Genomic DNA, 14,796 nt, shown 5'->3' with positions numbered 1-14,796 from the left:
GCGCCGACACCCGCATCGACGCCGCCGTGGCCCGGCCGTGCGCCCGGAGCCGGTGCCGGGTTCTTTTCCCGTGCGGCTGCCGGGGAGCGCGCGGCGGTGGGACTCTTGGCGCGAGGACGACGGACCCGGGGGGCGGAAGTGTCGCGTTCGGCGCGGTGGACGGTCACGGTCGGCGCGGTGCCGGCCGCGTTCGGTGGGACCCGGGCCGCCGTTGGCCGGAACGCGCCGGGGCCCACCGCATGACGGCGGAGGGAACGGACCCGGGGCACGTCGAGCAGCACGCGGCCGCGAGCGACAGCGCGACCGTCTTCCAGGCCGGCAGGGACCAGGTTCTCGTGGCCGGGGACTACGTCGTCGCGCCGGGCCCGGCGCCGCGGGCGCTGGCCTCCCTGCCGCCCGTGACAGCTGAACTGACCGGCCGTGAGGAGGAACTGGCGAGGCTGCTGGCGCTGCTCGACCCGGCGGCCGGATCTGCGGCCGGACCGGCGAGCGGACCGGCGGGCGGGTCTGCGGGCGGGTCTGCGGGCGGACCGGCGGACGGACCGGCGGACGGACCGGCGGGCGGGTCTGCGGGCGGGTCTGCGGGGGCGGTCGTCGTCTCGGCGGTGGCGGGGCTGGCCGGGGTGGGCAAGACGACGCTGACCGTGCACGCCGCCCACCAGGCCGTCGAGCGCGGCTGGTTCCCCGGCGGGCACCTGTTCCTGGACCTGCGCGGCTACGAACCGACCGGGCAGGTCACCGCCGCCCAGGCGCTGGGCGCGCTGCTGCGGGCGCTGTGCGGGGCGGACGCGGAGCTGCCGACCGACCCGGCGGAGCAGGCGGGGCTGTACCGCTCGCAGATGGCGGCCCTGGCCCGGGAGCGGGGCCCGGCGCTGCTGGTCCTGGACAGCGCGTCGACCGCCGCCCAGGTCGAGCCGCTGCTGCCGGGCGGCAGGGGCCACCGGGTCGTGGTCACCAGCCGCCACACGCTGGCCTCGCTGCCCGCCACGGTGATCGACCTGGCCGTCCTGGCACCCGCCGACGCCGCCGCCATGATCACCCGGGCCCTGGGCGGCGGCGACCCCCGTCCCGCGCGGGAGCCGCGCGCGCTCGCCGAACTGGCCGCCTACTGCGGCTTCCTGCCGCTGGCCCTCCAGATCGCCGCCGCCAACCTCAGGGCCGACCCGCACCGGTCCCTGGCCGGTTTCGCCTCGGTCCTCAAGGACGAACGGGCCCGGCTGGCCCTCTCCTACAGCGACGAGGGCCAGACCCTCGCGGTCCGCGCCGCCTTCGAACTCTCCTACCGTCGGCTGCCGCCCGAACAGGCGAGGCTCTTCCGGCTGCTCTCCCTCAACCCGACCCCGCAGTTCACCCTCGACGCCGCCACGTTCCTGGACCGGACGACGCCGGAGCAGGCCCGCCGGACGACCGTCAAGCTCGCCCAGGCCCACCTGGTCGAGCCCGTCGCCGAGAGACGCTGGCGCATGCACGACCTGGTCCGCCTGTACGCCGCCGAACTCGTCGCCGAGCAGGACGAGCGGAGCGGGCAGGACGAGCGGAGCGAACGGGACGGCCACGGCGAACGAGAAGGCCGGAGCGAACGGGACGGCTACAGCGAGCGGGAAGGCTCCCTCCTCCTGCTTCTGGTCTACTACACGCTCACCGCCGAAGTGGCCGACCACCACGTGCGGGCGCTGCCGGGTCAGCCGGTCACCGACCACTTCGCCGACCGCGCGGACGCCCTGGCCTGGCTGGAGACGGAACGCGCCAACCTCGTCGGTGCCGTCGTCCTCACCGCGACCACCCGTCCAGCCGCGGCGTTGGCTCTGACCGAGAGCCTGGCCGAGTTCCTCATCCGCCGCCGCCATTTCCACGACGCCGTCACCACCGGACGGCACGCCCTGGCCGCCGCGCGCCGCCTCGGCGACCGGGCCGCCGAGGGGAAGGTACTCACCTTTCTCGGATCGGCCCTGCGGGAGGTTCAGCGGTTCGAGGAGGCCGTCGACGTACACACCCAGGCCGTCGACGTCTTCCGCGAAACCGGAGACCGAAACGGCGAGGCGGGCGCGTTGGACAACCTCGGACTCGCTCTGACGGAGCTGCGCCGGTTCGAGGGAGCCGTCGCGGCTCACACCCGAGCCGCCGTCATGTTCCGGGACGTCGGAGACGCGCACAACGAGAGCCTCGCGCAGGGGAGGCTCCACACCGCACTGAAGGCCGCACAAGACGTCAACCACCCCGACGCCGTGCGTCCGTTCTGGCGTGCCGTCACGTACCGGGACCGCCCCGCCCACGATCTCTGACGTTCCGTCACCTTGCGGATGCGGCGCCGGTACCAAGCGGCGGGCGGGTCCCGGAGGACCCGCCCGCCGTACACCCCGGGGAGGCGGGGAGGTGGAGAGGCGAGGGTCAGACGACGCCGGTGCCGTTGCTGTAGGACTTCATGTTGAAGACGCCGAAGCCGTTCTCCACGGGGTCGCCGGTGTTGTTGACGCAGTGCAGGATGCCACCGCCGCCCGCGCCGTTGAGGCAGACGGTCATCAGCGAGGTGAGGACGACGCCCGGGGTGTCGGGCACCTCGTACGCGCGGTCGGTGTAGATGTTCGCGTTGAGGTCGAAGTAGGCGTAGCTGCCCAGGCCCCACGCGTGGTGGTCGCGGACCCGGTCGCCGACCTTGTAGGCGGCGTAGCCGTTGGTGCTGCCGTGCTTCCAGGCGGACTGGGTGGGCACGTCGTAGGGGTGCTCGTTCTGGAAGAAGTAGGTGCGGCCCTGCTCGCCGTTCCAGAGCACCTCGTACTTCTGGTGGTGCTCGACGAACAGGCCGTAGGCGGTGACCCGGTCGCCGTTGACGAGGAACCCGGTGCCGGCCGGGTTGACCGCCCAGCCGACCGAGCCGTCCAGGCCGTGGTCGGCGCGCCAGGCCCAGACGTGGTCGACGATCACGTCGTGGCTGTCGATCTGGATGCTGGTGTCGGTGCCGCCGGGGACGGCGCCGCCGATGCGCGGGAAGATGTCGAAGAGCGCGGTGGGCCGGGCGGCGTGGCTGCGCCGGACGAGGGCGTCGCCGACCCGCAGCAGGACCGGGGAGCTGGGCAGGGAGGCGGCTTCCAGGATCACGCCGGCGACGGTGACGTCGTCCACGTCGCCGACCTCGATCAGCGAGTTGCCGCGCACGGCCTGGAGGGTGGCCAGGCCCAGGCCGAGGACGACGGTGCCGGGCCGGAAGACCAGCAGCGGCGCGGAGAGCGGGTAGATGCCCGGGGTGAGCAGGAGGTGCTTGCCCAGGGCGAGCGCGATGTTGATGCTCGCGGCGGAGTCTCCGGGCTTCGCGACGTGGAACTGCGAGAGCGGGATGCTGGTGCCGGCGGCCTGTCCGTGGGCCCAGGAGGTGCCGGTGCTGTCACGGCGCAGCGCGGGGACGAAGACCTGGTAGTCGCCGTGGCGGTCGATGGTCAGGAACGGCTTCTCCCGCACCACCGGGGTGCGGTCCACGGTGGTGTACGGCGGCGTCGGGAAGGACGTGGCCGGGGCGCCCTCGACGCCGACGAAGACCATGTTCCAGTTGGAGCCGGTCCAGCTGCCGATGGTGTCGTTGCGGGACAGCCACTGCTGCTGCGAGCCGGAGTCGATCTGGCCGTCCACCACGCTGTCGGCCAGGAAGCCGCCGCTGGACCAGCCGTTTCCGGGCGGGCTCGGCATCAGGTTCATGTTGCCCTTGACGTGCACCCGGCGCAGCGGCCCGGCCTGGGCGACCGCCCAGCGGTCCAGCCCGTCCGGCGGCACGATCGTCAGGTTCTCGGCGGACCGCCAGAAGTCCTGGGTGCCGTTGCCGTCGAACCACTGGGCGTCCACCGTGACGTGCCCGTTGATCACGACGTCCGAGGGGCTCGCGCCGAGGCCCAGGACGTGCGTGTAGAACCCGACGTTGACGTCGACGTTGTAGGTGCCCGGCTTGAACGCCAGGGCGTACCGCTCGGTGCCGAACTGGTTCGGCGCCTGCTGGGCGAAGACGGCGTCGAGCTTGGCCTGGATCGCAGCGTCGCCCATGGACGGGTCGAAGACGATGACGTTCGGGCCGAGGTCGTTGGCGCCGCGGCCGCTCGGGAAACCGGCGGGCGAGGGCGACGACGCAAAGGCCGTCCCTGCGGAGATGCCACCGGCCAGCGGTACCGCGGCGGCAGCGGCCGCCGCCCCGCGGAGCATGGCACGGCGAGAGGGAATCACGGACACGGCTCTCCCTGAACGTGGTGGATAGGGGACCGCGGCTGGTCCACAACCGCGGGAGAGCGCTCTCAGGCACGAAGTGAATCACCGCCGGTATGCAGCGTCAATAAGCGTGCAGTGGCGACAGGACGCCTTCCCACGAGCCGAGTTCGTGATCCACTGGCCCCCGTCCCGGCCGGTCGCCCGGCCCTGTCACGGCCCGTCGCCCGCTCCCGATCCGCCGCCGAACCCCGCCCTGCTCCGCCGCCGAACCCCGCTCTGTTCCCCCGCCGAACCGCCACCAACCCGCCACCAACCTGCCGCAGACCCGCCACCGGCCCGCTACTGGCCCGCGACGGTCCTGAGACTGGCCCGCCGCCTTCCCGCGACTGCCCCGCCGCCGTCCCGCAACCGGACGCAACCGGACGCCAATACGGCGGAACCGGAGGAGGCCCACCCGGCGTACTCTTCTGTGGAGGCACTGGACCTGAGGGGGGGATTCGGTGGCATACGGGGGCAGGCAGGTCGCTCGCCGACCGGCCGTGAGCGTGCTCGCACCGCTGCGGCTGAGTGCTCGCGTCACGGCCGCGGCCATGCTCATGGTGACCTGGGTCGGACTGCTGTGGGCGCTGGAGGGCATCGACAGCGTCGTCGGCCACCGCCTGGACAGCCTCGGCATCACCCCGCGGCAGAGCGGCGAGCTGTGGGACATCGTGCCCTCAGCCTTCGTCCACTTCGGGTTCGGGCACGTGGCCGCCAACAGCCTGCCGCTGCTGGTGCTCGGCTTCATCGCCGCCCTGCGCGGCATCGGCCGGTTCCTCGCGGTGGCGCTGACCGTCATCGTCCTGGACGGCCTCGGCGTCTGGCTGTTCTCCCCCGCGCACACCAACACCGCGGGGGCGTCCGGCCTGATCTTCGGCCTCTTCAGCTACCTGGTGGTGCGCGGGTTCGTCGACCGCCGGGCGCTGGACGTCGTCGTCGGCCTGGCCATCGGGCTGTACTACGGCGGCTCGATCCTCTGGGGAGTGCTGCCGGTGCACACCGGCGTCTCCTGGCAGGGGCACCTGTTCGGGCTCGTCGGCGGCGTGGCCGCGGCCTACCTCCTCCGTGAGCGGCAGACCGTGGCGCTCCCGGTGACGGAGTGAGCCCGGCCCCGCCGGGCCCTGCGCCGGTCGACGCCGACTGACGCCAACTGGCTCCGGACGTAAGGCGGCAGCTCGGTACGAACCGTCACCGAACCGCCGTCAAACCGCCGTCAAACCCAAGTGAAGGCACAGCCTTCGCACAGCTACGATCGTGTCCCACAACTGGGCCGATCCCCAGATTTTCGTGATTTTCTAGGAGTTCGCCATCAGCAGCATGCGCAAGGGCCTCGCCGCCGCCGGAGTGGTCGCCCTCATATCGGTCGGGTCCGTCGCCTGCGGTGCGGACAAGCCCACGACGCCCCAGGGGAAGGTCAGCGACGCCTTCACCAAGCTCGACAAGCAGAGCACCGTCACGCTCGACCTGAGCATCGACGGCTCGGCCGACCAGATCTACGCGTCCATGAAGGACGAGGACGGCTTCACCCAGGCCGACGCCAAGCTCCTCTCCTCGCTCCACATCTCCGTCGCCGCCAGCTCGAAGCAGCAGTTCAGCCTGCTGAGCAAGGCCAAGAGCACCGCCGGCACCTCCGCCGACCTGGCGCTGACCTCCGAGGACGTGGTCGGCGGCAACCTGCTGGAGGTCCGCACCGTCGGCCAGAAGGTGTACATCCGGTTCGACGTCAAGGGCCTGGAGAAGCTGGACGTCGACCCGTCCGCGTCCGACACCAAGGGCATCGACGAGGCCAACCAGTTCATCGACAAGGCCGACCAGCTGCCGGCCTCGCTCGCCTCGGTCAAGGCCGCGCTCAAGGGCCAGTGGGTCAGCATCGACCCGAAGGCGTACGAGCAGTTCGTCCAGTCCATGGCCGGGAGCCTGGGCGGCAGCAGCAGCACCGACTCCCTCTCGAACTTCAAGCTCGACGCCACGACGCAGAAGCAGGCCCTGGCCGCGATCCACGCCGCGCTCACCAAGAACGTCACCTACAAGGACGCCGGCAGCAAGGACGGCGCCGACCACGTCCAGGTCAGCGTGCCCGCGCAGCAGTTCGCCAAGGACATCGCCACCGGCCTGGCGCCGGTCGTCAAGCAGTTCCCGGGCGTGAAGGAATCCGACCTCACGGACTTCGAGAACGCGGACGGCGTCCCCGCCAAGACGGTGACCGCCGATGTCGCCATCAAGAACGGCAGCCTCACCTCGATCACCTTCAACCTCGGCCAGCTCGACTCCGGGGTCGTCGGCAGCCTCCCGCTGACGCTCGGCTTCACCGGGAGCGCGAAGCCGATCAGCGCGCCGGCCGGAGCGCAGACGCTGAACCCGCAGGACATCATGGGCTTCGTGATGTCCGCGGCGGGCGAGGGCTCGTCGGACGACTCGTCCTTCTGACCCTCCCGGGTCCCGCCTCGCCCCTGAACGGCTGGTACGGCTCGGCTCCCCAACCGGGGAGCCGAGCCGTCGGCTTTGGGGCGTTGCCCGTCGCTCAGGCGAGGAAGCGCCCGGCCTTCACCTCGTTGACGAACAGGGCCCAACTCCCCGCCGGGAACACGAGCGCAGGCCCCTCCGGGTCCTTCGAGTCCCGCACGGGAACGACACCGGCGACGGTGTCCGCGACCTCGACGCAGCTGTACGGGTCGCTGTGATCGCTGTACGACGACTTGCGCCATGCAGCAACATGCAGGTTCAAGCTGGGTTGGTCGGGCATGACGTGACCTCCTCCAGAGTGGCCTTCAGCAGCTCAAGTGGTACAGCTACGACGTTGCCCGTTACTCAGGCGAGGAAGTGCCCAGCCTTCACGTCGTTGACGAACACGACCCAACTCCCCGCAGGGAACACGAGCGCAGGCCCCTCCGGGTCCTTCGAGTCCCGCACGGGAACGACACCGGCGACGGTGTCCGCGACCTCGACGCAGTCCCCGCCGTTGGCGGAGCTGTACGACGACTTACGCCACCTGGGGGCGCTCAGGGTCGATCCGGGGGTGAGCATGACGGTGATCCTCCAGCACGGTTCGCAGTAGCTGAAGAGATTCGGACGGTGACATTGCCGAGTCCCTGAGCTGATCGTAGTTCACCCTCAGCCGCTCGACCTCCTCTGTTTCGTCGACGATCTGGCCGCTCCAAGCGCTCTCCACATAGGCGACGTTGCGCCCATCAGGCAACCACAGAAGGGTCATCGAGCCGCCCAGCAGGTTGTGCAGGCCCACGCGGAACGGCACCACTTGCACGCGGACGTTTGCCTGCGAGGCGATTCGGATGAGGTGTTCCAATTGCTCGTCCCACATCTCGGGTTCCTGAGTGGGGCGGCGGATCACGGACTCGTCCAACAGAACGCGGTAGTTCACAGGGCGCGGTGCGGTCAGCCGCTCTTGAAGGGCGAGCCGCGCCGCCAACTGCTCGATCAACAGTTCTTCGGTCTCCAGGTCTCCGGTGCGGAGCTGCGCCTCGGCATACGCCCTCGTCTGGAGCAGCCCCGGCACCGTGTGAGCGCTGAACTGCTGCACGCTCGTTGCCTTGGCGGAGAGTTCCATGAACCCGGGGAAGCGCTTCTGCCTTGCCTCCTGCTTGGCCAGCCGCCAGAGGCCGACGAGAAGCTTCCCTGTGTCATAGACGCGGTCGAGGATGGCGACTGCCTGGAGGGTGCCGAGCCGGTCGCCCTTCTCCAGGCGCTGGAGGTAGGAGGTGTCGTAGTTAGCGCGTGCGGAGAGCTCGGACAGGGACCAGCCGGACTTCTCGCGTTGCCTGAACACCTCCTCGTGGAAGACCGCGCGGGCCGAAGGTTCGCCGTTTGTCGCGCCGTTGAGACCGTTGACGTCCATGGGTCCCACCCCTCTGCAGAACTGTTGCCGTGAGGGCCGTCAACTGTCTTTCCGGACAGCCCTCCTGATCACCGTGCCTGGGCGCTTTCGCCCGGCGGGCGCAACGTTGCAGGCCACAGAGTTGCCAGTGCCGCTCGTCACCGGCTTACCTCTGCCGATCATAGGTCGCAGCGGGGAGGCTTATCTACGGAACGTCAGGAACCCCTCACGGAACGAGCACCCATGAACGCACCTTCGACGTCAGCCGCGAACGCCGTGGACGCGGCGCCGCCCGGCGGATACGCGTCGCCGCAACGGCTGTTGCGCGTGGCCGAGCAGAGCGGCCCGATCGCGCGGGGCGAGGTGGGCCGGGCGCTGCGGAGGTGGGGGCTGGCGGAGCTGATCCCCGACGCCGGGATGATCGTCAGCGAGCTGGTCGCCAACGCGGTCACGCACGTCCGCACGCTCGGCCCGGTGCGGGACCGGCGGATCGGGCTGAGTGTGCGGCGGCTGCCGGAGGGCGTGCTCATCGAGGTCCACGACGCGGGTTCGCCCCTGGTGGTGCCGGAACCGCCGGACCTCTGGGACCTTGAGGAGAACGGCCGGGGCCTGCTCATCGTCGCCGCCCTCACCGACGGCGCCTGGGGCACCTCCCCCCGCCCCGGCGCCCCCGGCAAGGTCGTCTGGGCCCTGCTGAAGGAGCCCGCGCCCGCCACGCCCCCGGCTCACCCCGTCCTGCCCACCCCGATGTCGAGGACGTAGGAGCGGTTTCCCGCCAGGTACACATGACCAGCGCGGTAGGCGATGCCATCAGGGAAGTAGCAGGGAAAGTCCCGCGCGGCCACCGCCTTGTGCACGCCGCACGTCGGCGACGTGGCGGTGGCCGTGGTCGAAGCGACGAGATCGACACGGCCGTCATGGACGTGGAGGACGTAGGAACCGCGCTTCTTCTCGTTGAAGGCGTTGATATAGACGCCGTCGGCTCCGTCCCCGGCCAGGGAAGCGGGTAGAAGCTCAGCGGTCGCCACACCCAGCCCCGGCACCTTCGCCGGGAGTGTGAGCTTGTGTGCCCCCTGCCCGTCGCCGGGGACGACGACCACCTCAGCGAGGGTGGCCGAGTAGTCGCCTGGGTTCAGAAAGACAGTGCCATCGGGATCGGCGGCCGAATGCGCCCCGAGGAAGGGCGACACGTACTGAGCCCCGGATTTCAAAGCCGCCTGCCGGTAGCGCAACGTCAACCGCCCACCGCTGAGCGACCACACCGCCCCGCCATCCGCGACAACCACCGTGCCGTCCTTCTCCACACCCAACGGCGTGACCCCACGGGCGAAACGAAAATCCGCCGCGGCAGCACTCTTCGGCACCGAAGCGGTCAGAGACCGGAACTTCCCCGCCGTACCCGCCAGCACCGTGAGCTGACCGTCGGAAGCGACCGACACCACCTGACCGTTCTCACCGACCACCATGCTCCCGTCGCCCCGAACCACGAGCCCACTCAGACCACGATCCTCCGGCCCTGGCTCGCCGGCCTGCCGCCCGGACACGTCCTCGTACTTCCCATCCGTACCGAGCAACACCAAGTGCTCCCCGGTGTTGAAGTACACCGTCCCACCCGCACCGGCAGCAACACCCCGCGTACCATCCACCGCCCCCGGCCCGATATCCCCGCCATCCGTCGCCCGCCCCACCACCCGAGCCTGTCCAGCCTTCGACGGCCCCGGCGGTGTGGACCCACACCCGGTGACCGAGAGCAGCCCGGCGACAGTCACGGCAGCGAGGCATTCACGGCGCCGTGTCCAACGTGGCATTCGCAGTTCCCCCCAACGATCCGACTTCGGTTCTTCCGCGCGGCACCGTGTCCGCCCGCTCTTGCGCGACCGCGCCCGGCCGCTCTCAGCCCTGGCCCACCGGCAGCTTCACCACGTACGACTCCTCCCCGGCGAGGACGAGTTGGCCGGCGTGGTAGGACACCGTGCTCGGCAGGGCACAAGGGAAGTGCTCGGCATCGACCGGGCTGTGGACGTCGCACCCCTCGCCTTTGGGCGCGTTGTCGCCGGTGGGCGTCGCGGACGCGACCAGGGTCGCGGTACTGCCGTGGAGGTGGAGGACGTAGTCGCCGTTGCCCTTGTCAGAGACCGCGTGGACGTAGACGCCGTCCCCGCCGTCGGGAGCGAGCCAGGTGGGCGTGAGGTCGGCGGGACGACCGCTGACGCCGGGGATCGAGGCGGGCAGGGTCAACGTGGTCGCCACCCCTTGCGGGGACAGCGCCCGGACGGTGGCGAGGCTCGCGGGGCTGCTCCTCGTCCCGCGCAGGTACGTCGTACCGTCGGGGGCCACGGCATTGCCGTTTTCGAGGAACGAGGTGTCCTTGCCAGGGACGGCCGGCTGCTGCCCGACACGCGTGAGCCGACCGGACGCCAGCGACCACACCGCGCGGTCGTCGGCGATCACGACGGCGCCCGCGCTGGTCACCCCGACCGGGATGACCGCCTTGGTGAAGCGGACGTCGTCGGCAGTCGCGGTGGCGGGTGCGGAGGCGCCGTAGGCACGCACCCGGTCGGAGCTGCCGGCCAGTACCGAGGACTCTCCTGTCTCCGGGTCCAGCCGGACCACCTCAGCGCCGTTCCCGAACAGGACGGAGCCGTCCGGCATCGCCACGATGCCCTCGGGCTGCGTGGCGCCGTAGTAGCTGGCCAGTGAGGGCACCGCCGTCCCCTTGCCGGTGGCGCTCAACTCGGCCAGCGAGGGGGAGTTGACCACATAGGTGTTCCCCGCGCTGTCGGTCACCGCCCCGTTCGGATGGCCCGCGGCCAGGACCTGGCCGACCGTGGTCTTCCCGTCATACGACCCGAGCAACGCGGCCTGCCCGGCCTTCGGCGCCGCCGGCTTCCCCTTGCCCCCGCACCCGCTCACCGCGACCAACACCACGACAGCAACAACTGCCGCCCCGCTACCGTACCGACCCACGTACCGACTCCCCGCATCTCATGCCACCGCCGACCGTGCACACCTAACGTGCCGCGCTCACCCCGATATCGAGGACGTAGGAGCGGTTTCCCGCCAGGTACACATGACCAGCGCGGTAGGCGATGCCATCAGGGAAGTAGCAGGGAAAGTCCCGCGCGCCCACCGCCTTGTGCACCCCGCACGTCGGCGACGTGGCGGTGGCCGTGGTCGAAGCGACGAGATCGACACGGCCGTCATGGACGTGGAGGACGTAGGAACCGCGCTTCTTCTCGTCGAAGGCGTTGACGTAAACTCCATCGGCTCCGTCCCCCGCCAGGGAAGCTGCCCCCAACTGCGAGGTCGGTACTTTCATACCCGCTATCTGGGAGGGGAGTTCGAGCTTGTGCGGTGCCCGTCCATCACCTGGGACGACAAGCACGTCGGTGAGCAGCGGCGGGGTGGCGTTCGGCGCCAGGAAAACGGTGCTGTCGGGGTCGACGGCCGAGGCCGCATCATCGAAGGAACTCAAGTACCCCTGAGCGGACTTCACAGGAGCCTGCCGGTAGCGCAGCGTCAGCCGCCCGCCGCTGAGCGACCACACCGCCCCGCCGTCCGCGATGACCACCGTGCCGTCCTTCTCCACACCCAACGGCGTGACCGGTTCGGTGAAGCGGAAGCTGGACGCGGCGGCGCTCTTCGGCACCGAAGCGGTCAGGGATCGGAACTTCCCCGCCGTGCCGGCCAGCACCGTGAGCTGACCGTCGGAAGCGACCGACACCACCTGACCGTTCTCACCGGCCACCATGCTCCCGTCGCCCCGAACCACGAGCCCACTCAGACCACGATCCTCCGGCCCTGGCTCGCCGGCCTGCCGCCCGGACACGTCCTCGAACTTCCCATCCGTACCGAGCAACACCAAGTGCTCCCCAGTGTTGAAGTACACCGTCCCACCCGCACCAGCAGCAACACCCCGCGTACCATCCACCACCCCCGGCCCGATATCCCCGCCATCCGTCGCCCGCCCCACCACCCGAGCCTGCCCAGCCTTCGACGGCCCCGGCGGTGTGGACCCACACCCGGCGACCGAGAGCAGCCCGGCGACAGTCACGGCAGCGAGGCATTCACGGCGCCGTGTCCAACGCGGCATTCGCAGTCCCCTCAACGTTCTGGCTTCCCGTTCTTCCACGCGGCAGTTGTCCGCCCCGTCGCGCCCAGGTCCCATCGCACCTATTTGCCATCCTTCTGGCTGTGGGAGCGACGCATCGAAGTCGAGTCGTTGTACCCGTCCTTGCCGTTGTTGAGGAGCGATTCCGTAAGACTGCCGTCAGGGGCGTTCACGGCCCACCAGGCGCTGAAGTCCGCCGCGTTCGCTCCTTCGATGGCCGACTGATCGAGCTTTCCGTCGTGGAACCAGGGGCTCTCCGGCGGCCGCGCCTTACCCGAATCGATCACCCCCTGGGCAATGGGGATCTTCAACGCGCGCATCTCGAAGTCCTGCTCCGACTGCGCGTCATCTGTCACCGCATCGGCATGGCCACCCATGCACCGGTAGGAGCCCCAGGCAGTACCCCCAGCGATGCTGGCCGAGAGAGTACCCAGGATGAGCTGTGCGCCCACTTCCCCTTCCTCTGCGCCCGGAATGGTCGTGCCAAGGACGCCACCGGCGATCCACGTCACGACGCGCGGTCCCGCAGATGGGACCGGTCGTTGTCGAACGACGTGATCATCTGCTTGAGCGCGGCCGGGTCTATACCCGAGAACTCCCCCATGACGGCTCCCCCCGGAACAGGTTCTCCGGGCACCAGCGTATGCCTGTGCCCCCAGGGAGGAGCGTCTCACCGGTCGCGGCGGAACCGGCCCGGCCTCAGGGGTCCTTTACGGTTTCCGAACACCCTCCAGCCCGGCGCTTCCCACGGCGGCCGGAATTCTCCCCCCTTTTCAGGGGTCCGGTTGCCGCGCGCCGTGCGACGGCGTTCAAGCCGCCCCGGCGTCCTGGCCGGCCAGCGACAGCAGCACCAGCGCGTCGTGCTCGGGTGTCCCGCGCTCGGCCTGGTAGACGAGGAGGCGCTGGCCGTCGCCCGACGTGGTCAGCACCTGGTTGGCCAGGGTGACCGCGCCGATCAGCGGGTGCTGGAACGCGGTCTCGCCGCCGCGCTTGACCCACACCTCCTGGCGGGCCCACAGCGCCGCGAACTCCGGGCTGGCCTGCGTGAGTTCGGCGACCAGAGCGGCGGTCGGGCCGGGGTCGGCCAGTTCGGCGGTGTGCAGGTGGGCGACGCAGTTGCGGGCCACCCGCTCCCAGTCGGCGTAGAGGGTACGGGCGGCCGGGTGCAGGAACGTGTAGCGGACGGAGTTGCGGCGCCCCGGTGGCCAGTCGGCCAGGCCCGGCATCAGCGCCAGCCCCTCCGGGTTGGCGGCGAGTACGTCGTTGGCCTCGGTGAGCACGTACGCGGGGCTGGGCCGCAGCGACTCCAGCAGGGTCAGCAGGCCGGGGCCCGCCGGCCTCGGCGGGGCGGGTCGGCGTCGGGGGGTGCGTCCGGCGACACGGTCGGCCAGGCCGAGCAGGTGGGCGTGCTCGTCGTCGCTCAGCCGCAGCGCGCGGGCCAGGGCGTCCAGCACCGCGTCGCTGGGCGCGGTCTCCCGGCCCTGCTCGATCCGGGTGTAGTAGTCGACGCTCACCCCGGCCAGCGCCGCCAGCTCCTCCCGGCGCAGCCCCGGGGCCCGCCGCGGTCCCGGCCCGGTGGGCAGCCCGACCTCGGCGGGGCCGATCCCGCCGCGCCGTGCCCGCAGGAACTCCGCCATCGCGTTCATCCCGCAGAGTCTGCCACCCGCCGGCCGCCTCCCGGGTGGCCGTGCCGCACCCCCGAACGGCACGGCCTTCCGGGCACCGGGCGGGCGGCGGCAGCCTCGGCCGTATGACGAACACGGACACGACGAACACCTCCGCCACGACCGCCACCACGACGACCGCCACGACCGCCACGACCGCCACCGCGAGCACCAGCACGCCGAGCCCCCGCCCGCCGGGCACCGGCCGCACGAACGCACTGGTCATCGGCGGCGCTTCCGGCATGGGCCTGGCCCTGGCCCGAGCCCTGCTCGCCGAGGGGGCGGAGGTGGTGATCGCCGGCCGGTCGGCGGACCGGCTGGCGGCGGCCCGGGCCGAGTTGGCGCGGGTGACCGGCGCGAGGGCCGGGACGGCGGTGGCCGACATCAGCCGGGAGGAGGATGTGGCCGCGCTCTTCGACCAGGTCGGGCCGGTGGACCACGTGGCCGTCACCGCGGCCGACGCGAACGGCGTGTACGGGCCGACCGCGACCGTCCCCACCGGGGTCGCGCGGGCCGTGGTGGGCACCAAGGTGCTGGGCGCCTGGCTGGTCGGCAGGTACGCGGCCGGACGGGTCACCGGCTCGATCACCTTCACCTCGGGCATCAACGCCTACCGGCCCAACGGCTCCAACTCGATCATGGCCGCGGCCAACGGCGCCCTGGAGTCGCTCGCGTACGGGCTGGCGCTCGAACTCGCCCCGGTCCGCGTCAACGTGCTCTCCCCCGGGTGGGTCGACACCGACCTCTGGGACCAGCTGGGCGTGGTCGGCGCGGCGAGGGACGCGGCCTTCGCCGACCTCTCCGCCCGCCTCCCGGCCCGCCGTATCGGCACGCCCGACGACATCGCGCAGGCGTTCCTCGCCCTGATGCGCGGCGGATTCACCACGGGCACGGTCCTGCACGTGGACGGCGGCCACCGCCTCGTCTGACCCGACCCCGTCCCGGAGCGGCGAACGGCCGCGCCG

14 protein-coding genes are annotated in these 14,796 nt (G+C 71.2%); 5 read left to right on the top strand and 9 right to left on the bottom strand.

Annotation, left to right across the window (positions count from 1 at the left end):
• Positions 1-239 precede the first annotated feature (239 nt).
• The gene (locus BS72_RS19420; protein WP_051951283.1) at positions 240-2,282 is read left to right on the top strand and encodes a tetratricopeptide repeat protein; all 2,043 of its coding nucleotides are present in this window, start codon (positions 240-242) and stop codon (positions 2,280-2,282) included.
• Between the two features lie 106 nt (positions 2,283-2,388).
• Here BS72_RS19420 and BS72_RS19415 read toward each other — a convergent pair whose 3' ends face one another.
• Positions 2,389-4,182: a hypothetical protein gene (locus BS72_RS19415; RefSeq protein WP_037912194.1), complete on the bottom strand. Its 1,794-nt coding sequence runs from the start codon at positions 4,180-4,182 to the stop codon at positions 2,389-2,391.
• 593 nt (positions 4,183-4,775) lie between these two features.
• On the opposite strand from BS72_RS19415, the gene BS72_RS19410 reads away from it, so the two are divergent.
• Both BS72_RS19410 and BS72_RS19405 read left to right on the top strand, forming a co-directional pair.
• Positions 4,776-5,327, top strand: a complete 552-nt coding sequence (locus BS72_RS19410) for a rhomboid family protein (RefSeq protein WP_051951970.1) — start codon at positions 4,776-4,778, stop codon at positions 5,325-5,327.
• A 214-nt stretch (positions 5,328-5,541) separates the two neighbouring features.
• A complete protein-coding gene (locus BS72_RS19405; RefSeq protein ID WP_037912191.1) occupies positions 5,542-6,651 on the top strand; it encodes a hypothetical protein in 1,110 nt (369 codons plus the stop codon).
• Positions 6,652-6,745: 94 nt separating this feature from the next.
• On the opposite strand, the gene BS72_RS19400 is transcribed toward BS72_RS19405, so the two are convergent.
• The 3 genes from BS72_RS19400 to BS72_RS33275 form a co-directional block, all read right to left on the bottom strand.
• Positions 6,746-6,967: a DUF397 domain-containing protein gene (locus BS72_RS19400; protein WP_037912190.1), complete on the bottom strand. Its 222-nt coding sequence runs from the start codon at positions 6,965-6,967 to the stop codon at positions 6,746-6,748.
• A 65-nt stretch (positions 6,968-7,032) separates the two neighbouring features.
• Positions 7,033-7,248 carry a DUF397 domain-containing protein gene (locus BS72_RS19395; protein WP_037916721.1) on the bottom strand — a complete coding sequence of 72 codons (216 nt, stop codon included), beginning with the start codon at positions 7,246-7,248 and terminating at the stop codon, positions 7,033-7,035.
• Complete coding sequence (locus BS72_RS33275) at positions 7,205-8,077, bottom strand: helix-turn-helix domain-containing protein (protein ID WP_063836104.1); 873 nt, start codon at positions 8,075-8,077, stop codon at positions 7,205-7,207. Before BS72_RS33275 ends, BS72_RS19395 begins: the two co-directional genes overlap by 44 nt.
• A gap of 222 nt (positions 8,078-8,299) precedes the next feature.
• Between BS72_RS33275 and BS72_RS32535 the strand changes: the two genes are divergently transcribed.
• Complete coding sequence (locus BS72_RS32535) at positions 8,300-8,818, top strand: ATP-binding protein (protein WP_051951280.1); 519 nt, start codon at positions 8,300-8,302, stop codon at positions 8,816-8,818.
• Here the strand turns inward: BS72_RS32535 and BS72_RS19380 are convergent.
• The 5 genes from BS72_RS19380 to BS72_RS19360 form a co-directional block, all read right to left on the bottom strand.
• Positions 8,782-9,660 (bottom strand): hypothetical protein, encoded by an 879-nt coding sequence (locus tag BS72_RS19380; RefSeq protein ID WP_157856281.1) that lies wholly within the window; start codon positions 9,658-9,660, stop codon positions 8,782-8,784. The genes BS72_RS32535 and BS72_RS19380 overlap by 37 nt on opposite strands.
• Positions 9,661-9,949: 289 nt before the next feature.
• Positions 9,950-10,969 (bottom strand): NHL repeat-containing protein, encoded by a 1,020-nt coding sequence (locus tag BS72_RS19375; protein WP_157856280.1) that lies wholly within the window; start codon positions 10,967-10,969, stop codon positions 9,950-9,952.
• 97 nt (positions 10,970-11,066) lie between these two features.
• A complete protein-coding gene (locus BS72_RS19370) occupies positions 11,067-11,945 on the bottom strand; it encodes a hypothetical protein (protein WP_037912186.1) in 879 nt (292 codons plus the stop codon).
• A gap of 284 nt (positions 11,946-12,229) precedes the next feature.
• Positions 12,230-12,679, bottom strand: a complete 450-nt coding sequence (locus BS72_RS19365) for a hypothetical protein (protein ID WP_157856279.1) — start codon at positions 12,677-12,679, stop codon at positions 12,230-12,232.
• A gap of 297 nt (positions 12,680-12,976) precedes the next feature.
• Positions 12,977-13,813: a helix-turn-helix domain-containing protein gene (locus BS72_RS19360; protein WP_037912183.1), complete on the bottom strand. Its 837-nt coding sequence runs from the start codon at positions 13,811-13,813 to the stop codon at positions 12,977-12,979.
• A 104-nt stretch (positions 13,814-13,917) separates the two neighbouring features.
• On the opposite strand from BS72_RS19360, the gene BS72_RS19355 reads away from it, so the two are divergent.
• Positions 13,918-14,760: an SDR family oxidoreductase gene (locus tag BS72_RS19355; RefSeq protein ID WP_078901476.1), complete on the top strand. Its 843-nt coding sequence runs from the start codon at positions 13,918-13,920 to the stop codon at positions 14,758-14,760.
• Positions 14,761-14,796 lie beyond the last annotated feature (36 nt).

The organism is Actinacidiphila yeochonensis CN732 (assembly GCF_000745345.1).
GTDB lineage: Bacteria > Actinomycetota > Actinomycetes > Streptomycetales > Streptomycetaceae > Actinacidiphila > Actinacidiphila yeochonensis.
This window is presented reverse-complemented; position numbering and strand designations above follow the sequence as displayed.